17 protein-coding genes and 2 pseudogenes are annotated in these 23,195 nt (G+C 64.4%); 7 read left to right on the top strand and 12 right to left on the bottom strand.

Going from position 1 to position 23,195, the window contains the following annotated elements; genetic code table 11:
• Positions 1-270 precede the first annotated feature (270 nt).
• Complete coding sequence (locus A9K66_RS09310; RefSeq protein ID WP_066996863.1) at positions 271-1,002, bottom strand: LuxR family transcriptional regulator; 732 nt, start codon at positions 1,000-1,002, stop codon at positions 271-273.
• Positions 1,003-1,220: 218 nt separating this feature from the next.
• Here A9K66_RS09310 and A9K66_RS09305 point away from each other — a divergent pair, with 218 nt between their 5' ends.
• On the top strand, positions 1,221-2,093 hold the full coding sequence (locus A9K66_RS09305; protein ID WP_156751047.1) for a transporter substrate-binding domain-containing protein: 873 nt from the start codon (positions 1,221-1,223) through the stop codon (positions 2,091-2,093).
• Here the strand turns inward: A9K66_RS09305 and A9K66_RS09300 are convergent.
• Positions 2,090-2,500, bottom strand: coding sequence for a tellurite resistance TerB family protein (locus tag A9K66_RS09300; protein ID WP_067322705.1), 411 nt, complete (start codon positions 2,498-2,500; stop codon positions 2,090-2,092). The two genes, A9K66_RS09305 and A9K66_RS09300, sit on opposite strands and share 4 nt — an antisense overlap.
• Positions 2,501-2,668: 168 nt before the next feature.
• Between A9K66_RS09300 and A9K66_RS09295 the strand changes: the two genes are divergently transcribed.
• Complete coding sequence (locus A9K66_RS09295) at positions 2,669-4,318, top strand: lysine--tRNA ligase (protein ID WP_067322702.1); 1,650 nt, start codon at positions 2,669-2,671, stop codon at positions 4,316-4,318.
• On the opposite strand, the gene A9K66_RS09290 is transcribed toward A9K66_RS09295, so the two are convergent.
• Positions 4,281-5,165, bottom strand: a complete 885-nt coding sequence (locus A9K66_RS09290) for a thermonuclease family protein (RefSeq protein WP_245307476.1) — start codon at positions 5,163-5,165, stop codon at positions 4,281-4,283. The genes A9K66_RS09295 and A9K66_RS09290 overlap by 38 nt on opposite strands.
• 10 nt (positions 5,166-5,175) lie before the next feature.
• On the bottom strand, positions 5,176-5,817 hold the full coding sequence (locus A9K66_RS09285; protein ID WP_067322695.1) for a helix-turn-helix transcriptional regulator: 642 nt from the start codon (positions 5,815-5,817) through the stop codon (positions 5,176-5,178).
• A gap of 605 nt (positions 5,818-6,422) precedes the next feature.
• On the opposite strand from A9K66_RS09285, the gene A9K66_RS31125 reads away from it, so the two are divergent.
• The gene (locus A9K66_RS31125) at positions 6,423-6,662 is read left to right on the top strand and encodes a hypothetical protein (protein ID WP_245307474.1); all 240 of its coding nucleotides are present in this window, start codon (positions 6,423-6,425) and stop codon (positions 6,660-6,662) included.
• Positions 6,663-6,674: 12 nt separating this feature from the next.
• Here A9K66_RS31125 and A9K66_RS09275 read toward each other — a convergent pair.
• The 7 genes and pseudogenes from A9K66_RS09275 to A9K66_RS09245 form a co-directional block, all read right to left on the bottom strand.
• A pseudogene (locus tag A9K66_RS09275) lies at positions 6,675-7,216 on the bottom strand (thioesterase family protein).
• Positions 7,217-7,225: 9 nt separating this feature from the next.
• On the bottom strand, positions 7,226-9,445 hold the full coding sequence (locus A9K66_RS09270) for a 3-hydroxyacyl-CoA dehydrogenase NAD-binding domain-containing protein (RefSeq protein WP_067322692.1): 2,220 nt from the start codon (positions 9,443-9,445) through the stop codon (positions 7,226-7,228).
• A 14-nt stretch (positions 9,446-9,459) separates the two neighbouring features.
• Positions 9,460-10,668 carry an acetyl-CoA C-acetyltransferase gene (locus A9K66_RS09265; RefSeq protein ID WP_067322689.1) on the bottom strand — a complete coding sequence of 403 codons (1,209 nt, stop codon included), beginning with the start codon at positions 10,666-10,668 and terminating at the stop codon, positions 9,460-9,462.
• Between the two features lie 33 nt (positions 10,669-10,701).
• Positions 10,702-11,871, bottom strand: coding sequence for an acyl-CoA dehydrogenase family protein (locus A9K66_RS09260; protein WP_082953801.1), 1,170 nt, complete (start codon positions 11,869-11,871; stop codon positions 10,702-10,704).
• A complete protein-coding gene (locus A9K66_RS09255; protein ID WP_067322686.1) occupies positions 11,868-12,311 on the bottom strand; it encodes an endonuclease domain-containing protein in 444 nt (147 codons plus the stop codon). Before A9K66_RS09255 ends, A9K66_RS09260 begins: the two co-directional genes overlap by 4 nt.
• Before the next feature lie 118 nt (positions 12,312-12,429).
• Positions 12,430-14,226 carry an acyl-CoA dehydrogenase gene (locus A9K66_RS09250; RefSeq protein WP_067322683.1) on the bottom strand — a complete coding sequence of 599 codons (1,797 nt, stop codon included), beginning with the start codon at positions 14,224-14,226 and terminating at the stop codon, positions 12,430-12,432.
• Between the two features lie 230 nt (positions 14,227-14,456).
• Positions 14,457-14,918: a MerR family DNA-binding transcriptional regulator gene (locus A9K66_RS09245; RefSeq protein ID WP_082953808.1), complete on the bottom strand. Its 462-nt coding sequence runs from the start codon at positions 14,916-14,918 to the stop codon at positions 14,457-14,459.
• Positions 14,919-15,375: 457 nt separating this feature from the next.
• Here A9K66_RS09245 and A9K66_RS09240 point away from each other — a divergent pair, with 457 nt between their 5' ends.
• The 4 genes and pseudogenes from A9K66_RS09240 (at position 15,376) to A9K66_RS09225 (ending at position 22,875) form a co-directional block, all read left to right on the top strand.
• Positions 15,376-19,551 (top strand): peptidoglycan-binding protein, encoded by a 4,176-nt coding sequence (locus A9K66_RS09240; RefSeq protein WP_067322680.1) that lies wholly within the window; start codon positions 15,376-15,378, stop codon positions 19,549-19,551.
• Positions 19,552-19,741: 190 nt separating this feature from the next.
• Entirely contained in the window at positions 19,742-20,659 is a 918-nt protein-coding gene (locus A9K66_RS09235) for a sulfite exporter TauE/SafE family protein (protein WP_066996707.1), read from the top strand.
• Positions 20,659-21,447: a TIGR02186 family protein gene (locus tag A9K66_RS09230; RefSeq protein ID WP_067322676.1), complete on the top strand. Its 789-nt coding sequence runs from the start codon at positions 20,659-20,661 to the stop codon at positions 21,445-21,447. The genes A9K66_RS09235 and A9K66_RS09230 overlap by 1 nt, the downstream gene beginning before the upstream one ends.
• A 172-nt stretch (positions 21,448-21,619) precedes the next feature.
• A pseudogene (locus A9K66_RS09225) lies at positions 21,620-22,875 on the top strand (Hsp70 family protein).
• 12 nt (positions 22,876-22,887) lie between these two features.
• Here the strand turns inward: A9K66_RS09225 and A9K66_RS09220 are convergent.
• On the bottom strand, positions 22,888-23,195 hold a 308-nt coding region (locus A9K66_RS09220), incomplete at its 5' end, for a LysR substrate-binding domain-containing protein (protein ID WP_245307472.1).

Below are 23,195 nucleotides of genomic sequence, written 5' to 3'. Positions count from 1 at the left end.
TCTCCTGGGCTTGAGAGGAAGATACGGCCGGGCTCTCCGGAAAATATTACGCGATCGCGTAGGCAAGAATTTTTAGGTCGGCACCGACCGACCCCGCCAATATAGCCGCGCCTAACTGCCTCCGCGACCGCCTGCACGCGGATGGCGACGCCCAGTTTGCTTTGGCGTTAAGAAAGTATTAGCCCTCTCTTAAGACAAGGACACCGCTCGCCCTTGCTTAAAATATTACGCGAATGCGCATGGGACCGTTTCTGGGCCAGCACGGCCGATTTAGCTAATATAGCCACGCCTGATCGCCTCGGCGACTGCCTGCACACGGTTAGCGGCGCCCAGTTTGCTCTTCGCGTTGAGAAGGTGTTTCTCGGAGGTATGCTCCGAAATGCCGAGAATCTGCGAAATTTCCCACTCGGACTTTCCGACAGCTGCCCATTGCAGGCATTCGCGCTCACGCGGTGTGAGTTCGATGTGGTCGACGACCTTGCCGGCCATCGTGTGAAGCTGCATGGCGCGGCCGATGGCGTAGGTGGACACCAGCGAGACCATTCCGAATTCGACGTCCGACAGTTCAACGGACTCGCCACCCAGCGAGACCATGACGATCTGGCCGTCGAGCGTGACCAGCGGGAAGGCGAGGCCGTCGCGCAGCTTGAACTCGCGGGCGTCGCCCATGACCTCGTCGCTGCTCTTGTCGATGACGATGGCCTGGGAAGCCTCCCGCCACTGGAACGGGGCCTGCAATTGCTTCATGTGGCTGACGACCGGATCATGGTCGACATAGTTGCGCGCCACATAGCGCTCCAGCCACTCGCCCGGCCAGTCGCAGAGCAGCACATGGTCCTTCTGCTGGCCGCGCGGCGTGCCGGGTTGCGGGACCGTTCCGGCCATCAGCGCCGTCAGCCCGAAACTCGAGGTGACGCCGAGCAGCCGCTCGCACACTGCCGCAGCAGTGTTGGCGTGCTGTAATTGGTCGATGTATTCCAGAGTTCTATCGAACATGCTCATCGCAACATCTACCCCATGTTGCTTCTGCTTTTCGTACCGATCGTAGATGCCCGAACCACCCTTCGCCATCAACCCCGGACCACAAGTTTCTTCGCGACACCTGCCCTGTTGCGGGCGCGCGCTGAAACTTGCAAACGCACTAAACCATACGCCGAATTCGCCCGTTTGAAATCAAAAACAATTGTGCCTGCACTGTTTTCGTACGAAAAGCCAAGGACATGATTGGGCGGAGCGTTATCGTGCCATTCCGATGGATATTTCTGGCCCTCCTGTCGGCGCTGATCGGAGCGTTGCCATTTGCCGACGCGACTCGCGCGGCGGAGCCGCAGGTTCCGGTGCTGTGGGATGCCAAGGAGCGGCTGCCGAAGCCCGATCTTTCAGCGTTGCCGAGGCTGAGGTTCCTCACCACCACCGATTTTCCGCCTTTCAACTTCCTCGACGGCTCCGGCCGGCTGTCGGGTTTCCACATCGACCTGGCGCGGGCGATCTGCGCCGAACTCGGCATCGTCGAGAAATGCCAGATCCAGGCGCTGCCCTGGAACGATCTCGACGACGCGCTGCAGAAAGGCGAAGGCGAGGCGATCATCGCCGGCATCGCGGCGACGCCGGAAAGCCGCGAGAAATACGCCTTCTCGCGTTCCTATCTGCAGTTCCCGGCGCGCTTCATCATGCCGAAGGCCAAGGCGTTTACCGAGCCGATCCTCGACAAGCTGCGCAGCAAGCGCGTGGGCGTCATCGCCGGCTCGGCGCATGAGAAGATGCTGCGCGACTATTTCAGCACGGTGCAGGTCGTGCCCTTCGACAAGCCCGAGGACCTCTACGCGGACCTCAAGGCCGGCAGGATCGACGCCGCCTTCGGCGACGGCATGCGCTTCGCCTTCTGGCTCGGCGGCTCGGAAGCCGCCGGCTGCTGCCGCTTCGCCGGCGGCCCTTATCTGGCGCCCGAATATCTGGGCTCGGGCATGGCGATCGCCACCAGGGCGGGCGACCCGGCGCTGGCCGCCGCCTTCGACTACGCGCTGCAGGAAATCTCGATCAAGGGAACCTTCGCCGAGTTCTACCTGCGCTATTTTCCGGTGAGCTTTTTCTAAGTCAGTGTGCGCAGGCGGGCCTTCGCCGCACGGGCGATCGCCGCCACGGTGAGCGTGTCGAGATCAAGCTCCCGTCGGATGAGCTGCAGCACCCTCAACTCCTCCATGCGCATTTCGAGATCGACTGCCGCGACCTCGAAAGCGGCGGCATAGGCGGTGTCACGCAACCGCTCCGGCAGCGCATCGGCGACGCGCGCGAGGACGCCTTCCAGCCCGTCCTTGTCGTGCAGAGCCTGCTGGCACGCTTGAGCCACGCCGACCAGACTGTCGCTGTTGAAATCGACAAACACGGGCCAAGAACGGACGACGTCCCCGATCCGCGCCAGTTCGACATCGGTCATGTCGCGGTCGGATGCCGAAGTGATGACCATGAGATAGATCAGGGCTTCGTGCGGCGTCAAAGGCATTCAAAACTCCTTGATGGTGAGGCTTCAACGTAGGATTGGCAGTGAGGCGCCGCAAGGAAAAGCGCCGCAAATCGTTGACGCTCCGGCCCGTCGCGCCTAGAGACCGGGTGAAAATCTTTGCGCGCCCAAGCCGACACATCTGGCCGGCAGATTACCCTGGAAAGTGACATGACGGGATCAAACATCATCGATCTCAATGCCGAGATGCTTGCGGCCGCCGGCGAAAGCAAGGCATGGCCGTTCGAAGAAGCCAAGAAGATCATTGCCCGCTACAAGAACAAGGACTTTCCCGATACCGTCCTGTTCGAGACCGGCTACGGCCCGTCCGGCCTGCCGCATATCGGCACCTTCGGCGAGGTGGCGCGCACCACGATGGTAAGGCACGCCTTCCGCGTGCTGACGCAGGACAAGGTCAAGACCAAGCTGTTGTGCTTCTCCGACGATATGGACGGCATGCGCAAGATTCCCGACAGCGTGCCCGATCGCGCGGCGCTCGAGCCCTACCTGCACAAGCCGCTCACATCGGTGCCCAATCCGTTCGGCGGCGATTATGCGAGCTTCGCCGACCACAACAACGCGATGCTCTGCCGCTTCCTCGACACGTTCGGCTTCGACTATGAGTTCGCCAGCGCGACCCAATACTACAAGTCCGGGCGCTTCGACGAAGTGCTGCTGCGCGCCGCCGAGCGCTATGACGAGATCATGGCGGTGATGCTGCCGACGCTCGGCGAAGAGCGCCAGGCGACCTACAGCCCATTCCTGCCGATCTCGCCGAAAAGCGGCCGCGTGCTCTACGTGCCGATGAAGCAGGTCGACGCCAAGGCCGGCACCATCACCTTCGACGACGAAGGCAGCGAGACCACGCTGCCGGTCACCGGCGGCCATGTGAAGCTGCAGTGGAAGCCGGATTTCGGCATGCGCTGGGCAGCGCTCGGCGTCGATTTCGAAATGTTCGGCAAGGACCACCAGACCAACGCGGCAATCTACGACCGCATCTGCAACATCCTCGGCGGCCGCGCGCCGGAGCATTTCGTCTACGAGCTGTTCCTCGACGAGAACGGCCAGAAGATCTCGAAGTCGAAGGGCAATGGGCTCACCATCGACGAATGGCTGACCTATGCGCCCACCGAGAGCCTCGGCCTCTACATGTACCAGCGGCCGCGGCAGGCCAAGAAGCTTTATTTCGACGTTATCCCGAAGGCGGTCGACGAATATTACGCATTCCTGTCCGCCTATCCGCGCCAGGAGTGGAAGGAGCGGCTCGGCAACCCGGTCTGGCACATGCATGACGGCAATCCGCCGGCCATCGACCTGCCGGTCCCGTTCGCGCTGCTGCTCAATCTGGTCAGCGCCTCCAATGCGCATGACAAGGCGGTGCTGTGGGGTTTCATCTCGCGCCACGCGTCCGGGGTGACGCCGCAGACGCACCCCGAGCTCGACCGGCTGACAGGGTATGCCATCCGCTATTTCGACGACTTCGTGAAGCCGACCAAGGTCTATCGCGCCGCCGACGAGGTTGAGCGCGAGGCGCTGGCGAAGCTTTCGGAAGCGCTCGGCGCGCTGCCGCAGGGCGCGGACGGCGAGGCGATCCAGAACGCGGCGCTCAACGTCGCGCGGCGGATCGAGCGCTATCAGGACCATTCCAAGCAGAGCCCGGAAGGCGGACCCGGCGTGTCGGTCGCCTTCTTCCAGATGATCTATCAGGTGCTGATCGGACAGGAACGGGGGCCGCGTTTCGGCTCTTTCGCGGCGCTCTACGGCATTACGGAGACGCGCGTTCTCATTGAGCGGGCTCTGGCTGGTCAGCTGGCTGCGTAACGTCGCCATCTTCCGCCGGCAGGATGGAACTCGGCGCGGCGGGCGCCGGGCCGGTGGCGGCCGGCAATGCCGGCAGGCCGCCGAGATTCGGAGCGGCGCCGAAAATGCCTTTCCTCGCCGCGCGCGCCTTGTCGCCCGCCTCGACATAGGGGCCGCCTGGCGCCGCGCGGGCCCAGCCGTTTTCCACCAGCCACAGACCGACATCCTTGTTGCCGACCCAGCACTTGACCGCGATGGCCTTCTGCCCGTCTTGCGGCGGCACTGAGCAGACCAGGGTCCGGCCACGCAGGAAAGCCCGGAATGCCGTCCTGGCGCGAACCCCGCAGTCCCATGACTTGCCTTCGTCGCTGCAGGTCTCGTCCTCTTTGACGATGTCGATGCCCGACACGGCGATGGAATAATCCTTGGCCTTGATCAGGCCGGCGGCGGTGGCGACGGGCTGGAGCAACTTGGTGCCCTCCTCGCCATCCGGCAGTTTCGTTTTCCGCGGCCTGGGCGGACCGGCCAGCGCCAGATCGCTGAGCGGCGCGCGCGGCTCGACCCGTTCCAGTTCCTCGGCAGGCACTTCGGGTGGCGCCACCACGTCGGGATCGATCGCCCGCGAATGCGCCACCGGCTTCGGCGGCTGCGGCGCGGCAGGCGCCAGAATGGCGGACGTCGCCGGTTCCGCAGTTATCGATTCCCGAGGCGCCACATCGGCGTCTTGCCCCGGAAGTGCACTGGCCGGATCGATCTGATCGACCGCGACGACGCTTTCGCTGCCCTTCAGCGAGTGGCCTCCGGCGACGACCAGCGCCGCCATTGCCGGAACCGCCACAAGCGCCAGGGCAAGATGGAGGACCCGCACCAGCCCGGACCTACTGGCTTGCCCAGACGATCCGCGCCACCCACTCGACCTCGCTCATCGGGATATCGCGGTCCGGGTGAGCGGGGTTGAGCGAGACCAGCACGACCGACTTCGCGGTCTGCCGGTCGAGCACCTTGGCCATCACCTCGCCGGCGGTGGTCTTGACGACGACGCGGTCGCCCTTGCGCGTCGGCGCGCCCGGCTCGACGATCAGCACGTCGCCATTGCGGTAGAGCGGCAGCATGGAATCGCCCTGGACCTTCAGCGCATAGGAGGTTTCCGCCGCCCGCGCCGGAAGCTCGACCAGATCCCAGCCCTGCCCTGAGGGATAGCCGGCATCGTCGAAGAAACCGCCGGCACCGGCCTGGGCGAAGCCAAGCAGCGGCACGGCCATACGCGGCGGCGGCGCGGCGGAGGCACCGTGACCCTCAACCAGCACGGTGAATTCTTCCAGCGAGGCGCCGGTGGCCTCGATGATCTTGGCCAGCGATTCGGTCGAAGGCCAGCGCGGCCGGCCGTCGGAGGACAGGCGCTTGGATTTGTTGAAGGCGGTCGAATCGAGGCCCGCGCGGCGGGCGAGACCGGAAGCCGAGAGCGAATAGCGTTCGGCAAGAGCATCGATTGCGGCCCAGACGCGATCGTGTGAGAGCAAGTCCGCTCTCCTTCGAAAAACAGGAAAAAATGCCTCACTGCTGTCTAACGCGCGACCATTCAATTGTCCACCGGCGCGAACAGCGGATTGCAGAGAAAGTCGCCGCTTCCGCAAGATTGACGGGCTCGATCCTGAGCCGGGCGCCGGCACCGACCATGTCGCCGCGTGCGCGATGCATCGTTCGACCCCGGCCGAAACGTCTCGGTGCGCAAGCTTGGTAGGGTGCGGTCCTCGAATTGCGAAGGACTGCTCATGTTGCCGAACCACCAATCCATCGCCCCATCCGTTCTGTATTTTGGGACGCCTGTCGTCCTGATGGTTACCCGAAACGATGACGGCCGCGTGGGCCTTGGGTTCATGCGTGGTCCTCGGCTTGAGTTCGGCGACCCAGGGCGCCATCAATCTTCTGCGGGATGGCGAATGCACCCTCAATTTTCCCGCGGCCAGCCTCTGGGCGAATGTCGAACGGATCGCGCGCACCACGGGTGCGAATCCGTTCCACCCCATAAGGCCGAATTGGGGTTCGTTCATGAGGCCGACAAGTTCGCTTTAGGCGGTTTTGCGATCCAGCCCAGCGAATTGATCCTGACGCCGCGCATCGCAGAATGTCCCCTGCGTTCGAAACACGCCTGCTGACCTGCCATCGCAGCGCGAAGCAGCAAGGCGCATCCTCGATGCACCTCATCATGGAGGTAGACGTGCAGCGAGTACATGCGCACAGCAGCATCGTCTTGCCGGGAACGAACCACATCGACACTGCGCGATGGAATCCGCTGTTCTATGTGTTCCGGCACTATTTTGGCGACGCGGTCGATCTGGGCAAAACCTTCCGGGCCGAACATTGAACGCTTGCTCGATCAGGCCCGCTTGGCCTCTTCGCGCAGGTTCCGGTGCGAGATCATGAATGCCCGCTCGGGCTCGGTCGGCGGGCGCGGTTCCGCCGAATGGCCGAGCGCCGCGACGACCTCCTCAATTTCGAGAAAGCGGCCACCGCGCCGGTCATAGACGCCGCCGGTGGTCAGGATCAGCGCCGCCGTCTCCCCATCGTCGAGGACGAAGCGGTGCTTGCCGATCACCGAAGTGCCTTCCCAGGTCTCGATCGACGACACCACCTCGAAGCGGCTCCACAGCCTGATCTCGCGCACATAGGCCGATTGCAGCCCGCCGATCATCGGCGCCAGCCGTTCCGCCGCGCGAGCGCGACAAGACCGACGCGAAGAAAAACATCGATACGGCCAAGATCGGCCAGCATCATGTAACGGGCATTGTTGAGATGGCTGTTGAAATCGATGTCGGTCGGCAGGCAGCGAAAGGCCAGCCGGCTCTGATCGCCGATTTGATAAGGGCCACGGCTACGCGCCGTGGCCATCATGCGCGCGAGGCGCCCCCAGACATACATCGGAGTTCGTCAGGCGGCCTTCTTGACCTCGCCCTTCTGGTAAGGGTCGAAGCGCTGGTAGAAAGTCTCGCCCTTCTCGGCCATGTCGAGCAAAAGCTTGGGCGCCTTGAACTCGGCCCCGTATTTCTTCTGCAGGCCCTTGGCGATCTTGACGAAACGCTTGGCGCCGATGCCGTCGATGTAGGAGAGCGCGCCGCCGGTGAACGGCGCGAAGCCGAAGGCGAGGATCGAGCCGACGTCCGCCTCGCGCGGATCGGTGACGATGCCCTCCTCCATGACGCGCACTGCCTCCAGGGCGATGGTGACCAGCAGGCGCTCTTTGAGCTTCTCGTAGTCGACCTTCTCGGGCTTCAGCTGCGGATAGAGATCCTTGAGACCCGGCCACAGCTTCTTCTTCGCCGGCTTGGCAGGATAGTCGTAGAAGCCCTTGCCGTTCTTGCGGCCGAAGCGGCCATGCGTGTCGACCATGGTGTTGATCAGCGCCATCTGCTTCGGGTCGACGGCTTTCTCGCCTAGATCCTTGATGGTCTGCTTCATGATCTTCTGGGCAAGGTCGATCGCCGTCTCGTCGGTCAGCGCCAGCGGGCCGACCGGCATGCCCGCGGCCTTGGCGGCGTTCTCGATCATCGCCGCAGGGACGCCTTCGATCAGCATCTTGTAGGCTTCCGACATATAGCGCAGCACGCAGCGATTGACGTAGAAGCCGCGCGTGTCGTTGACGACGATCGGCGTCTTCTTGATGGCGCGTACGAAGTCGATCGCGACGGCGAGCGCCTTGTCGCCGGTCTTCTTGCCGAGGATGATCTCGACCAGCATCATCTTGTCGACGGGCGAGAAGAAGTGGATGCCGATGAAGTTTTTCGGCCGCGCCGAGTTCTTCGCCAGCGAGGTGATCGGGATGGTCGAAGTGTTCGAGGCAAAGATCGCCGAGGACTTCAGCGCCGCTTCCGCTTTCTCGGTGGCGAGCTTCTTCACGCCTGAATCCTCAAACACCGCCTCGACGACAAGGTCGCAGCCGGCAAGGTCGGCATAGTCGGCCGTCGGCGTGATCAGCGACAGCAACTTGTCTTTCTCTTCGGGCTTGGCGCGGCCCTTCTTCACCTGGTCCGAAATCAGGCCGTCGGAATGCGCCTTGCCCTTCTCGGCCGACTCCATGTCGCGGTCGAGCAGCACGACCGGAATGCCGGCCCTGGCCGTGACATAGGCAATGCCGGCGCCCATGAAGCCGGCGCCGAGTATGCCGATCTTCTTGAACTTGCTGTCCGGCACGCCGGTCGGGCGGCGCGCGCCCTTGTTCAGTTCCTGCAGCGACACGAAAAGCGAGCGGATCATCGCCGCCGCTTCCTTGGTCTGCATGATCTCGGTGAAGTAGCGCTGCTCGATCCGGAGCCCGGTGTCGAAGGGCACCAGCAGGCCCTCATAGACGCATTTCAGGATCGCGGCGGCCGCCGGATAGTTGCCAAAGGTCTCGCGGCGCAGGATGGCGATGGCCGGCGGCCAGAGATTGGCGCCGGCCGCCGAATAGATCGGACCGCCGGGCAGCTTGAAACCCTTTTCGTCCCATGGCGCCACCGGCTTCAGGCCGTTTTTGATCATCGCCTTGGCGGTCTCGACAAGCTTCTTCGGCTCGGCGATCTCGTGGATCAGGCCCATCGACTTCGCCTTTTGCGGCGTCAGATTCTGGCCGCTGGTCAGCATCTGCAGCGCCTGCTGCTGATCGGTCAGCCGCGGCACGCGCTGGGTGCCGCCGGCGCCCGGGAAGATGCCGATCTTCACCTCGGGAAGCGCCATCTTCACTTTGTCGGAATCGGCCGCGACGCGGCCGTGGCAGGCGAGCGACATCTCGAAGGCGCCGCCCATGCAGGTGCCGTTGATCGCCGACACCCACGGCTTGCCGCAGGTCTCGATCTTGCGGAACAGACCGGTCATGTAACCGGCATTGTCGAACAGCGCCTTGGTCGCCTTTTCGAGGTCCTTTTCCTTTTCGACGGCGAAGGTGGCGAGCATCTTCTGCAGCATGGTGATGTCGGCACCGCCGGAGAAGCTGTCCTTGCCGGAGGTGATGACCGCGCCTTTGATGGCGGCGTCGCCCGCCACACGATCGACGATGGCGTTGAGCTCGCGCATCGCCTCTTCGGTGAAGACGTTCATCGAGCGGCCCGGCATGTCCCAGGTGACCAGCGCGATCCCATCGGCGTCCATGTCGAGGGTGAAATTGGTGTAGCTCATCTTTTCTCTCCCCGTCAGACGCGTTCGATGATGGTGGCAGTGCCCATGCCGGCGCCGATGCAGAGCGTGACCAGCGCGGTGTTCAGGTCCCGGCGCTCCAGCTCGTCCAGCACCGTGCCGAAGATCATCGCGCCGGTGGCGCCGAGCGGATGGCCCATGGCGATCGCGCCGCCATTGACGTTGATCTGGTCATGCGGGATGTCGAAGGCCTGCATGTAGCGCAGCACAACGGAAGCGAAGGCCTCGTTGAGCTCGAAGAGGTCGATGTCCGACAGCTTCATTTTGGCACGCTTCAAGAGCTTTTCGGTGACGTCGACCGGGCCGGTCAGCATCAGCACCGGCTCGGAACCGATATTGGCGAACGAGCGGATGCGCGCGCGGGGCTTCAGGCCCATGGCCTTGCCGGCCTTCTTGGAGCCGAGTAGTACAGCAGCGGCGCCGTCGACGATGCCGGACGAGTTGCCGGCATGGTGGACGTGGTTCACTTCCTCGACTTCCGGATGCTTCTGCACGGCCACCGCATCGAACCCGCCCATCTCGCCCGGCATGACGAAGGACGGATTGAGCGAGGCGAGCGACTGCATGTCGGTCGAAGGCCGCATGTGCTCGTCACGGTCGAGGATGGTGAGGCCGTTCTGGTCCTTGATCGGGACCACCGAATTCTTGAAGCGGCCGTCGTCCCACGCCTTGGCGGCGCGCTTCTGGCTCTCGACGGCGTAAGCGTCGACGTCGTCGCGGCTGAACCCGTATTTCGTCGCGATCAGGTCGGCCGAGATGCCCTGCGGCACGAACCAGCCGGGAAGGCCGACGGAGGGGTCCATGAACCAGGCGCCGCCGGACATGCCCATGCCGACACGCGACATGGATTCTACGCCCCCGGCAATGACGATCTCGTCCGCGCCTTGCGCGATCTTGGCGGCGCCGAAATTGATGGCATCGAGTCCGGAAGCGCAGAAGCGCGATATCTGCATGCCCGGCGCCCTGGTGTCGTAGCCGGCCTCGAAGGCGGCGGCGCGCGGAATGACCGAGCCCGCTTCGCCGACCGGATCGACGCAGCCGAAGATGATGTCGTCGACCGTGCCGGTGTCGAGCGCGTTGCGGTCACGCAGCGCCTCAAGCGTCTTTGCCGCGAGCCGCACCGCCGGCACCTCGTGCAGCGAGCCATCCTTCTTGCCTCTGCCGCGCGGCGTGCGCACGGCGTCATAGACGTAAGCTTCGGCCATTTTCGTGCTCCTTGGATTTGCCGGTCGCTGCGCTCACAGAGAGCGCCCGATCAGCAATTTCATGATCTCGTTGGTGCCGCCGTAGATGCGCTGGACGCGGGCGTCGCGGAACATGCGGGCGATCGGATATTCGTTCATGTAGCCATAGCCGCCATGCAGTTGAAGGCATTCGTCGACGACTTTGCCCTGCAGGTCGGACAGCCAGTATTTGGCCATAGAGGCGGTGACCGGGTCGAGGCCGCCGTCGATGTGGCGGGCGACGCAGTCGTTGTAGAAGACGCGGCCGATCGTGGCCTCGGTCTTCAGCTCGGCCAGCTTGAACTGGGTGTTCTGGAAATCGATGATCGCCTTGCCGAAGGCCTTGCGCTCCTTGACGTAGTCGATGGTCAGCGCCAGCGCCCGCTCGATCATGGCGATCGCGCCGGTGCCGATCTGCAGCCGCTCCTGCGGCAATTGCTGCATCAGCTGGACGAAGCCCTTGCCTTCCTCATGGCCGAGCAGGTTGGAGGTCGGCACGCGCACGTCGTTGAAGAACAGCTCGGAGGTGTCGTTGGCCTTGAGCCCTATTTTGTCGAGGTTGCGACCGCGTTCGAAGCCCTCGACCTCGTCGGTCTCGACGACGATCAGCGAGGTGCCCTTGGCGCCCTTGTCCGGATCGGTCTTGGTGACGACGATGATCAGGTTGGCAAGCTGGCCGTTGGTGATGAAGGTCTTGGAGCCGTTGATTTTGTAGTGATTGCCGTCCTTCTCGGCACGGGTCTTGACGCCCTGAAGGTCGGAGCCGGCGCCGGGCTCGGTCATGGCGATGGCGCCAATCAGCTCGCCGGTCGCCAGTTTCGGCAGCCATTTTTCTTTCTGCTCCTCGGAGCCGTAATGCAGGATGTATGGCGCGACGATCGAGTTGTGCAGGCCGATGCCGAAGCCGTCGACCCCGACGTGGCCGATGGCCTCGATGATGGCGCTCTCATGCGCGAAGGTGCCGCCGGAGCCGCCATATTTCTCCGGCATAGAGGCGCAGAGCAGGCCGGCGGCGCCCGCCTTCAGCCAGCTCTCGCGGTCGAAAATCTCGTTCTTCTCGAACTCTTCGTAGCGCGGCGCGATCTCCTCCGACATAAAGCGGTTCGCCATCTCGTAGAGCATGCCGACTTCGTCCGCCGCCCAGGCGGGCTTCGGCAGGCCAAGAACGTCGGCTGGATTTGTCATGCTGTTTCCTCCACTGCGCCGGCGTCCCCCTCCCCCTTGAGGGGAGGGTGGCCGCGAAGCGGCCGGGAGGGGTCGCCGATGAGGTGCTCGGCCTTGTCCTTAACAAACTGCGCCACATGCCATGCACTGTTAATGACATCAGGCTCATCAATCCTGACAACGACATACCCGAGTGACGGCAAACAGGCGTCGCGGTTCACATCATGACGTCTGCCAGCTTCGGTTTCGTGCAGGTCGCCGTCGACCTCGACGATCAGTTTGACCTTCGGGCAGACGAAATCGACAATGTACGGGCCTATCGGCGATTGCCGCCTGAACTTCAGGCCATCAGCCGTCAGCTCGCGCAATTCGTACCACAGCAAGGATTCGGCCTTCGTCGTGTGCAGACGAAGCGAGCGCGCTTTCTGTCGCATCTCGAAACTGACCCGCGTGCGGGGCATTGCGTTAGTCCTTCTCCCAGGGTGCGTCGCCAGAATTGGCGTCGAGTTCGTCGCGGGCGACCCCTCCCGGCCCTTCGGGCCACCCTCCCCTCAAGGGGGAGGGGGACGCCGAGCATTTCTAGAACGCTTCCGCCGGCAGCGCCATTAGCGTATCCGCGCCACTGGAAATGCGGGCGAGGCGCGTCGCGGTCTCCGGCATGATCCGCTCCATGAAGAAGCGCGCCGTGACCAGCTTGTTGTCGTAGAACGACGAGGCCCCATTGGCACCTTCGGCGAGCTTCGTTTGGGCGGCCTTGGCCATCTGGCCCCACATGTAGCCCAACGCGACAAGCCCGAAGAGATGCATGTAATCGGTCGAGGCGGCGCCCGCATTGTCGGGCTTGGCCATGGCATTCTGCACCAGCCACATGGTCGCCGCCTGCAGGTCGTTGAGGCCCTTCTTCAGCGCCTTGGTGAAGGGCGCCATCTTGTCGTCAGCGCGGTTTTCCTCGCAGAATTCGCCGACCTCCTTGAAGAAGGCCTGCACGGCGCGGCCGCCATTCTGCGCCAGCTTGCGGCCGACCAGATCAAGCGCCTGAATGCCATTGGCGCCTTCATAGATCATGGCGATGCGGGCATCGCGGACGAACTGGCTCATGCCGTGTTCTTCGATGTAGCCGTGGCCGCCGAACACCTGCTGCGCCATCACGGCGTGATCGAAGCCCTTGTCAGTCAGCACGCCCTTGACCACCGGCGTCATCAGACCGGTGTAGTCGTCGGCCGACTGGCGGTCCCTGTCGTCACCGGAGCGGTGCGCGACGTCCGACTTGATCGCCGTCCACAGCGCCAGCGCTCGGCCGCCCTCGTTGAACGCCTTCATGGTCATCAGCGAGCGGCGGATATCGGGATGGACGATGATCGGGTCGGCCTTCTTGTCCGCCGCCTTGATGCCCGACAGCGACCGCCCCTGGAGGCGGTCCTTGGCGTAAGCCACCGCGTTCTGATAGGCGATCTCCGAGACCGAGAGCCCTTGCAGGCCAACGCCCAGGCGGGCCTCGTTCATCATCGTGAACATGGCTTTCAGGCCGCCGTTCAACTCGCCGAGCAAAGTGCCTTCGGCCTCGTCATAGTTCATGACGCAGGTCGAGTTGCCGTGGATGCCCATCTTCTCCTCGATCGAGCCGCAGGAGAGCGCGTTGCGCGCGCTGACATTGCCCGAGCCGTCGAGCTTGAACTTCGGCACGATGAACAGCGAGATGCCCTTGACGCCTTCCGGCGCCCCCTCGACGCGGGCCAGCACCAGATGGACGATGTTGTCGGCCATGTCGTGCTCGCCGGCGGAGATGAATATCTTCTGGCCGGAAATCCTGTAGGTGCCGTCGCCATTGGGCACCGCCTTGGTGCGCAGCAGGCCGAGATCGGTGCCGCAGTGCGGCTCGGTCAGATTCATGGTGCCGGTCCAGGCGCCCTCGATCAGCCTGGGCAACCAGGTGGCCTTCTGCTCGTCCGTGCCATGGGTGACAATGGCCGCGATCGCGCCCTGCGTGAGGCCGGGATACATCATCAGCGCCATATTGGCGGACACCATGTATTCGGAGACCGCGGTGTGGACCGTATAGGGCAGACCCTGGCCGCCGAACTCGGCGGGTGCCGCTAGGCCCATCCAGCCGCCCTCGCGATACTGGTTGAAAGCGTCCTTGAAGCCCTTGGGCGTGGTCACCGTACCGTCGTCATGGCGCACGCAGCCTTCCATGTCGCCGACCCGGTTCAGCGGATGCATGACGTTTTCGGCGAGCTTGGCGCCTTCGGCAAGGATCGCCTCGACGACGTCCGGCGTGGCGTCCGAGAAGCCCGGAAGATTAGAATAGCGCTGGTAGCCGAGCACGTCGTTGAGCACGAACAGCGTGTCCTGGACGGGCGCCCTGTAGATCGTCATGCCTTCCTCCACCCTTGCGGCCCCAGCCGGCCAGCAAGCTCCCGATCCGGATGCGGAGTGGGAGGCCGGGCCAATGTCGATGCTCCCGATAGCAAATATTGACGTTTGCGTAAACGTCAACTTCGTCGCAGCCCGAAATTTTTGATGAGCGCTGGCTCCAGGGCAACAAAAAAGCCGCGCGCCTGCAGCCACGCGGCTTTCTCTATCCTGGGCTTGCCGTTAGCGTGAGATCAGCCGGCGGCGCTTGCCTGCGGCGCAGCCCGCTCGGTCAGCATCTGGCGAACGATCGCCATCGAATTGCTCAAGTCGCTGATAGCCTCATCGATCAGCGCGCGCTGCTTCTGCAAGCGGGCAAGCTGCTTCTCGGACTTGTCGAGCGCCAGCCGCAACTGCTTGGTGTTGGATCCGGTCGGATCGTAAAGGTCCATCATCTGCTTGACGTCGCGTAGGGAGAAACCGACCTTGCGGCCGAGCAGGATCAGCTTCAGCCGGGCCTTGTCGCGGCGCGTGTAGAGACGGGTCGAGCCGTCGCGCTTCGGATTGAGCAGGCCCTTGTCCTCGTAGAATCGCAGCGTGCGCAAGGTCACGCCGTACTTCTTGGCCATCTCGCCGATACGGACGAATTCTTCGTCGGTCTCGACCGATATGTGATTGCTATTGGCCGCGGCTTCGCCGGGCGAAACAAGTTTCATGGTCACTGGCTTTCCCCTGATGGCGTCGCGGTCACGGACCAAACGTCGCCTGAGTGGAAGCGGGGGCGTGCTTCCAATCGTGGTTTCGACAATTCAATCGCAAGAGGCACGGCTTCGCACCTTTTACGTTTACGTCAATTCTATACCGACAGCCGGCACCTGACGCAAGCGCGTTGTCGGAAACACTCCTTTATGCCGCACTCGGATGCCACCGGGCGGGTCAGGATTATGCGCCACTTCTTAAGCTTGGTTAACGCCTTGTTTACCACGTTGGGCGAAATGTGCGCATGTCGGTCACCCGTGTTTATCCTGTAGCGAATTTTTCACGGTTTTCGAAGCGTGGGTGAGAAACCCGGGAAGCCCGTCTTCCTCCGCAGCAAAACCGCGCGGACGCCTTCGTTCCCGGCAGACTCTGGGAAACCGGTCTCAGCCGGTCATTCTGAACACGGGCGCATCGATGAACAGCAAGCGGTCCTATCTCGATACACTCAACGCCGGTAGGCAGCGCCGGTCGCAGACCTCGCTAGAGGATCTGAGCCGCTCGCTCGAAACGCTGGAGCAGCGGCTGGAGCGGACGCGCAGCGACACGCCCGAGCGCCCCGATCCGCGGCGGCCGGCCCCCGAGCCCCGCTATGCGGCCGCGCAACCTTATGGTTCGCCCCGCTGGTACGAGGAACCCTACACCACGCAGAGGGACCAAAATCGCGGACCGCAAAACCGCGGGCCGCAGAACCCGGCGGCCGCAGCTTCCGACTTCGGCCCCAATTATCAGGCCATTGCCCGCGACATCGACCGGGTGCGCGGACAGGAAGACGGCGTCGCGATGGTTGGCAAGATCGCGGTCGAATTGCGCGGCCTGCGCGAGGAGTTGCGCCATCAGATGACCGCCGGCCTGCAGCGCGAATTCGACGCGCTGCGTCAGGATATCGATCGCGCCATGCAGGCGGCGAGCCAGCATGGTGCCCCCGCCGACAAGAACAGCGCCGAGCTCGGCCTCGAGTTCGAACGGCTTTCCGGCGCCATCCACACGCTTGCCGAAAAAAGCGACGATCGCAGCGTCAACCTGCTGCGGCTGGAGTTGGAGCAGGTCAAGGCGGCGCTCGACACGCTGGCGCGCGAGGAAAGCGTGCGGGCCGTCGACCAAAGTGTGCAGGCCGTCGACCGCCGCTGGGACGATTTCGATCGCCGCTGGAGCGCCTTCGAGGATCGCGTCGACGCCGACCAGCGCCAGCGCGCCGAGGGTCCCAACCTTTCGGCGCTGACCGACCGCCTCGAACAGATCAGCAGCGCGGTCAACAACCTGCCGCAATCGCTGTCGCTCGCCTCGCTGGAGGAAAAGGTGCGCACCCTCGCCGGAGCGGTCGACCGTTTCGCCAGCCAGCAAACGATGCGCGGCGGCGAGACGCTTGCCATGATCGACGAGCGGCTGGACGAGATCTCGCGCGCCATCGTCGCCTCGACGGTGGCCGCGCAGGCCAATGCCTTCGATCCGGAAACCTTCGGGCGAATCGAGAAACGGATCGCCTCGCTGGCGGAGCAGATCGAGGAGGTCGCGCAGTCACGTCCCGGCGCCGAGGTCATCGACCGCCTCAACCTTCTGTCCAGCCGTGTGGACGAGCTCGCCGGGCGCGCCCATCTGCCGGAGCAGGCGATGGAGCGTCTCGGCAAGCAGATTGCTTTGATCACCGACAAGATAGACCGCGCGCCGGCGATGCCCGACGCCGACCACATCTTCCAGGGCCTGGAGCAGCGCTTCGACGCGCTGTCCACGCTGCTCGAGCGCCGCCAGGGCGATGCCATCGAGCAGAGCAACCTGCTGTTCCGCGACCTCGAGCGGCGGCTGGACGAAGTCGCCGACAGGCTCGACCAGCGCATGCGGCAGGACGACGGCGCTGGCATCATGGAGGCGATCGACGCCCGCTTCACCGCGCTTGCCAAGCGCATCGAGACGCGCGCGCCCGATCCCGCCAACGAGATGGCGATCCGTGGCCTGGAAAGCCGGCTCGAGGACATCTCCAGCCGGCTGGAATCCTCCGCCGCGCAGGTCGCCGGCATTGATCCGGCACTGATCCGCAGCCTTGAGTCGCAGGTGACCGTCCTTTCGGCGCATCTTTCGAAGCCGAGCGGACCGCTTCCCGATTTCGAGGACATCAGCCCGCGCCTCGACGAGATCGAGAAGTCGCTGGCCGGCACGCGCGATTCCATCCTCACCGTCGCGCGCGAGGCTGCGGAGAACGCCGTGCGGTCGCTGGGCGAATCGAGTTCCGGCACGGCTGCTTCCAACGCAGCCGCCGTGAGCGGGCTCGCGCAGGACCTGAAGACGCTCGAAGCGCTCACCCGCCGTTCCGACGAGCGCAATTCGCGCACGTTCGAGGCGATCCACGACACGCTGCTCAAGATCGTCGACCGGCTCGGCTCGCTGGAGGCCGAAGGTCCCAGTGAAGCGGTCAGCGAACTGATCGACCCGCAGCCGGGCGGCAAGCGGGCCGCCCGCACCGGCAAGATCGCCGTCCAGGACGCGCCGTCGATGGATATCGACCAGCCGCTGCCACTGACCGGAGACATCGCCGATCTCGATGCGCGCGCCGCCTCCATCCTGCGCCACGATCCGGTTTCGCGAAACGAGCCGGCTGCACCGGGCGAACCTGTTACGCGTAGCGAACCTGTTACGCGTGGCGAATCTGTTACGCGTGGCGAACCTGTAATGCGCGGCGAAGCTGCCGCTCGCACGCCCGCCGAGGCCGCGGCCGCCGCCGCAATGGCTGCGCTCGGATCGGACGAAATTGGCGAGAAGGCTGAGACCACCGGCCGCAAGAAGTCGATGTTCAGCGGACTGGCGCGTGCCTTCAAGGGCAAGAAGAACGAGGACACGCCGCCGCTTGCCGGCTCGGCACCGGCCGGCGACGTTCCGACCGTCGACATCGACGAACCGCTCGATCCGAGAGCCGCCAACCGGCCGCTCGAACCTGGTTCCGGCGCGCCGGACCTCAACGCCATCATGAAGCGCGTGCGCGACGAGCGCGGCGGTCAGCCGGCCAAGCGCAGCGAGACAGATGCCGCCAAATCCGATTTCATCGCGGCCGCCCGCCGCGCGGCGCAGGCCGCCGCCGCGGAAGCCGACGCGCTAAAGCGGCAGTCGACGATGACCGGCCCGGTGAAGGCGCTCAGAATCGGCGATCTGCTCAAGGCGCGGCGGAAGCCCATCCTGATGGCGGCGGCCGCGATCATGATGGCACTGGCCGGCCTGCAGCTCGGCAAGGCCTTCTTCTCCGACCCCGCGCCGGTCGCCAGCAACGACGTCGCGCCGATCGTCTCCACCCAATCGGTCGAAACCGCCTCGCTCGATGTCAGCACACCCAAGCCCGACACGGGCACTGCGAAGTTCGAGAGCGCGCCGGCGCGTGCCGTCAGGCAGGCCGAGCCGTCGAAGGACGATTCAACGCCACAGGCCGCCTTTCAGCCATCCGCACCCGAAATACCCGCGGCCGCGGCGCCAGCCGAACCGGCGCCTGCTCCGGCGACTCCGTCAGCGCCAGCCCGGCCCGCGCCGATGGCTTCGGCGACACCGTCGGAGCCAGTCTCTCCGGCTGCGAACGGGCCTGCCATGGACACGGACGGCGACGCGCAACCCACCATCGGCCCGCGGCCGGCGAGCACAGCAGTGCCCGGTGCCGCCGCAGCCGGCGCTTCCTCGGCCGGCACGCCGGCAACCACGTCCGCCGACACCACGGGCACCGTCCCGCCGGGCGGCGGCCAGACGGCAAGTGCGGCCGCCAAGATCGATGTCCCGGCCGATATCGGTCCGGTGGCGCTGCACGACGCGGCCGCAGGCGGTGACGCCAAGGCGCTGTTTGAGATCGGCTCGCGCTACGCGGAATCGCGCGGCGTCAAGGAAGACATGGCGGCGGCCGCCAAATGGTATGAGAAATCCGCCGAACTGGGCTTCGCACCGGCCGAATACCGCATCGGCAATTTTTACGAGAAGGGCATCGGCGTCGCGCGCGACATCAAGAAAGCCAAGACCTATTACCAACTCGCGGCGGAACAGGGCAACGCCAGCGCCATGCACAATCTGGCGGTTCTGTTCGCCATGGCGGCGGACGGCGTGACCGACAATGAGTCGGCGGCGCACTGGTTCCAGGAGGCGGCCGACCTCGGCGTCAAGGACAGCCAGTTCAATCTCGGCATCCTTTCGGCCAAGGGCGTCGGCATGAAGCAGAACCTGGAGGAATCCTACAAATGGTTCGCTCTCGTCGCCAAGACCGGCGACAAGGACGCTGCGGCCAAACGCGACGAGATCGCCAATGCGCTCAGGCCCGAGCAGCTCGAGCGGGCGCGCGCCGCCACGGACCTGTGGAAGGCAAAGCCGCTCAACGCAGCCACCAACTCGGCCGACATTCCGGAATCCTGGCAGGACAGCACGCCGCAGACCACCGCCGGCATCGACATGAAGAAGGCGGTGAAGAACATCCAGCTGATCCTCAACAAGAACGGCTATGATGCCGGCGGCGCCGACGGCGTGATGGGCGACAAGACCAAGAACGCGATCATGGCCTTTCAGACCGACAACAAGATGAAGCCGACCGGCGAGATCGACGCGCCACTCGTCAAGGCGCTGCTTGCGCACAAATAACGGCAGGCGCGTCGCTTCCGCGACGGCTTGCCACAGATTTGCCTGTTAACTGATTGAGACGGTTTTCGTTTCGGCGCGGCGCCGGGGTTTGACCCCGGCGCCGCGCCGCGCAAGAAAAAATTGGCTTTTCGGTGCGAAACTGCCGGGGACGGCGGCATTCGCCGACAGGCAAACTGATCGAGACAGACGGGTGGGCATCTATCTCCCGATCGCGGAAATTTCCGTCAACGTGTTCGTGCTGCTCGCGATGGGCGCGGCGGTGGGTTTCCTGTCGGGCATGTTCGGGGTCGGCGGCGGCTTCCTGATCACGCCGCTCCTGATCTTCTACAACATCCCGCCGGCGATCGCGGTGGCCACGGGGGCCAACCAGGTCATAGCCTCCTCCTTCTCCGGCGCGCTGTCGCACTTCAAGCGCGGCACGCTCGACTTCAAGCTCGGCGGAGTGCTTCTGGCCGGCGGCATTGTCGGCTCGACCGCCGGCATCTATGTCTTTGCGCTGCTGCGCCGGCTCGGCCAATTGGACCTCTTCATTTCGCTGCTCTACGTCGCGCTGCTCGGCACCGTTGGCGGGCTGATGCTGGTCGAGAGCGTCAACGCGCTGCGCGCCTCGCGCAGCGGCGCGGCGCCGGTGCTGAAGAAATCCGGCCAGCACAACTGGATCCACCGGCTGCCGTTCAAGATGCGCTTCCGCGCCTCGAAGCTGTTCGTCAGTATCATCCCGGTGCTCGGCCTCGGCGCGGCAATTGGCTTCCTGTCGTCGATCATGGGCGTCGGCGGCGGCTTCATCATGGTGCCGGCGCTGATCTACCTGCTCAAGGTGCCGACCAACGTCGTTATCGGCACCTCGCTGTTCCAGATCATCTTCACCTCGGCCTACACCACGCTGGTGCATGCCACGACGAACCAGACGGTCGACGTGATCCTGGCCTTCCTGCTGATGGCGGGCGGCGTTGCCGGCGCGCAATATGGCGCCAAAGCGGGCCAGCGGCTGCGGGGCGAGCAGTTGCGGGCGCTTCTGGCGCTGTTGGTTCTGGCCGTCGCCATCCGTCTGGCCATCGACCTCTTCGTGACGCCTCCCAATCGCTATTCGCTCGCGGGCCTGACCTGATGGGGCCGTTGAGAGCGTTCGCAGCCGCCATCCTGTCGCTCGCTGCCGCAGCACTGCCGGCGGCGGCACAGACGCCGGCGACGGAAAGCATCCAGATCGGCCTGTCGACCGACGCCATTTCGATTACCGCCGGGTTTTCCGGCGCTGACCTCACCATTTTCGGCTCGCTCGAAAATCCCGATCCGCTGATCGCGCGCCAGGGACGCTACGATGTCATCGTCGTGCTGGAGGGTCCCGCCCGCCCCGTCGTCGTGCGCCGCAAGGACAGGGTGCTCGGCGTCTGGATCAATCTGGAATCGGAGACTTTCGAGAACGTGCCGGTATCCTACTCGGTGGCGACGACCCGCCCGCTGCAGGACATCACCGAGCCGAACAGCTACAAGCAGCTGTCGCTCGGCGCTTCGAACCTCTACATGCAACCGGCCGAGCCCAGCGACAGCCCGATCACGATCGAGGAATTCACCTCGGCACTTCGCGAGCGCAAGACGGCGACCGGCCTTTACAGCGAGAATGTCGGGGGCGTCCAGTTCCTGTCGCAGAACCTGTTCCGGGCCACCGTCCGGCTCGCGCCCAACATCCCGGTCGGCACCCATAAGGCACGCGCCTTCCTGTTCAAGAGCGGCATGTTCGTGAAGGAGAGCTCGGCCCAGCTCGAAATCCGCAAGTCCGGTTTCGAACAGTCGATCTTCCGCGTCGCGCACGACTATTCCTTCCTCTACGGCGTGTTCGCCGTGTCCCTTGCCATGCTCACCGGCTGGCTCGGACGCATCGTTTTCCGCAAGGATTGACGTTTTTCGCGCGAATGAGGGTTCCCCTTTTCCCGGATTTGGGATAAGTCGCCGCCTCCCAACTCGGGGACAAGCACACATTCAATTCGGCAGAGCGGTCCGGCGACCGGGTGACGGCGCGTTTTTCGACGCCGGCGATGCGCTGCGACGAAACCAATGACAGGAGGCTGCTATGCATCCAGCATTCGGCGGCATCGATTTCGGCACGTCCAATTCCACAGTGGGCGTGATCCGCCACGCCGGGCGCAACTGGTAGCACTTGAGGGTGAACAGCCCACCTTGCCGAGCGCCGTCTTCTTCAACTTCGAGGACGGCCACACCTATTTCGGCCGCCGCGCGATCGCCGACTACACCGACAGCGTCGAGGGCCGGCTGATGCGCTCGCTGAAAAGCGTTCTCGGCAGCTCGCTCGCCAACGAGAAGACGCGCATCAAGGCGCGCCTGATCGGCTTCACCGATATCATCGGCTTATTCATCAGCCATTTGAAGAAGCGGCTGGAAGAGGATGCCGGCGGCCCGGTCGAACGCGTCGTGCTCGGCCGCCCCGTGCAGTTCGTCGATGACGATGCCGACGCCGACGCCAAGGCGCAAAGCGAGCTCGAAAAGGCGGCGCGCGCACAAGGGTTCAAGCACATCGCCTTCCAGTTCGAGCCGATCGCGGCGGCGCTCGACTACGAACAGAACGTCGCCCGCGAAGAGCTGGCGCTGATCGTCGACATGGGCGGCGGCACCTCCGACTTCTCGATCGTGCGCGTCTCGCCGGAGCGCGCCCGCTCGGACGACCGCAAGGGCGACATATTGGCCAATCGCGGCATCCATATCGGCGGCACGGATTTCGACCGGCTGCTCAGCATCGCCCATATCATGCCCGAGCTCGGCTATCTGACGCCGACCAAGGACGGCAAGCGCAATCTGCCGGCAAGTTATTTCATCGACCTCGCGACCTGGCAGCGCATCAATCTCATTTACACCGCGAAGGCGATGTCGGATTTGAAGCAGATCCGCTTCGAAGCCGAGCGCGCCGATCTCGTCGACCGCTTCATCCACATTGTCGAGCATCGCTACGGGCATGCGATGGCCGGCCTGGTCGAACGGGCCAAGATCGCGCTGACAGAACATTTCTGGGCCGAGGTGAAGGTGTCGCTGCCCGGCGTACGCTTCGCGGCCGGGATCACGCGCGCCGGCCTGCAAGAGACGATCGGCGGCGACATCGAACGGGTGGCCGCGACGGTCAGGCAAACGATTGCCGACGCAGGCGTTCCCGCTTCGGCCATCACCGCCGTGTTCCTCACCGGCGGTTCGACGGCGATCCCGCTGGCAAAGCGGCGGATCCTTTCGCTGGTGCCGCAGGCCTCGGTCATCGAAGGCGATATGTTCGGCTCGGTCGGGCTTGGGCTCGCGCTTGATGCGCGGCGCAAATTCGCCTGACGCTTCCTTGCTCTAGCCCCTCCCCGTTGACGACGCGTCCTGCTTGCCGGTGAGATGCGCCTTGAGCGCCATTTGCGCGAGGCTCGCCTGCCGGTCGCGATGGGTAATCATGGCGAAATCGCGTTTCGGCAGAACGACCGGCACGGATCGCAAGCTGCCTTCCGCCAGCGAACGCGCAATGACGAGCTCGGAAATTATAGTCGCGCCGGCACCAGCCTCCACCGCCTGACGCACAGCCTCGTTGCTGGGCAGAACAAGAAAGATCTGCAACTCCGCCGGCGGAACCCCTTCACTGCGCGCAAAATCCTCCAGCGCCTCGC

The organism is Mesorhizobium sp. AA23 (assembly GCF_001672435.1).
Lineage (GTDB): Bacteria > Pseudomonadota > Alphaproteobacteria > Rhizobiales > Rhizobiaceae > Mesorhizobium.
Note: the sequence above shows the minus strand (reverse complement) of the source record. Positions and strands in the feature narration are given on the sequence as shown.

Bases quoted from the DNA above. Each gene is read 5' to 3' on its own strand.
- A9K66_RS09265 (WP_067322689.1), bottom strand. From the start codon at position 10,668: ATGGCCGAAGCTTACGTCTATGACGCCGTGCGCACGCCGCGCGGCAGA.
- A9K66_RS09305 (WP_156751047.1), top strand. From the start codon at position 1,221: ATGATTGGGCGGAGCGTTATCGTGCCATTCCGATGGATATTTCTGGCC.
- A9K66_RS09230 (WP_067322676.1), top strand. From the start codon at position 20,659: ATGGGGCCGTTGAGAGCGTTCGCAGCCGCCATCCTGTCGCTCGCTGCC.
- A9K66_RS09260 (WP_082953801.1), bottom strand. From the start codon at position 11,871: ATGACAAATCCAGCCGACGTTCTTGGCCTGCCGAAGCCCGCCTGGGCG.
- A9K66_RS09300 (WP_067322705.1), bottom strand. From the start codon at position 2,500: ATGCCTTTGACGCCGCACGAAGCCCTGATCTATCTCATGGTCATCACT.
- A9K66_RS09240 (WP_067322680.1), top strand. From the start codon at position 15,376: ATGAACAGCAAGCGGTCCTATCTCGATACACTCAACGCCGGTAGGCAG.
- A9K66_RS09295 (WP_067322702.1), top strand. From the start codon at position 2,669: ATGACGGGATCAAACATCATCGATCTCAATGCCGAGATGCTTGCGGCC.
- A9K66_RS09245 (WP_082953808.1), bottom strand. From the start codon at position 14,918: ATGAAACTTGTTTCGCCCGGCGAAGCCGCGGCCAATAGCAATCACATA.
- A9K66_RS09270 (WP_067322692.1), bottom strand. From the start codon at position 9,445: ATGAGCTACACCAATTTCACCCTCGACATGGACGCCGATGGGATCGCG.
- A9K66_RS09250 (WP_067322683.1), bottom strand. From the start codon at position 14,226: ATGACGATCTACAGGGCGCCCGTCCAGGACACGCTGTTCGTGCTCAAC.
- A9K66_RS31125 (WP_245307474.1), top strand. From the start codon at position 6,423: ATGTCCCCTGCGTTCGAAACACGCCTGCTGACCTGCCATCGCAGCGCG.
- A9K66_RS09310 (WP_066996863.1), bottom strand. From the start codon at position 1,002: ATGAGCATGTTCGATAGAACTCTGGAATACATCGACCAATTACAGCAC.
- A9K66_RS09255 (WP_067322686.1), bottom strand. From the start codon at position 12,311: ATGCCCCGCACGCGGGTCAGTTTCGAGATGCGACAGAAAGCGCGCTCG.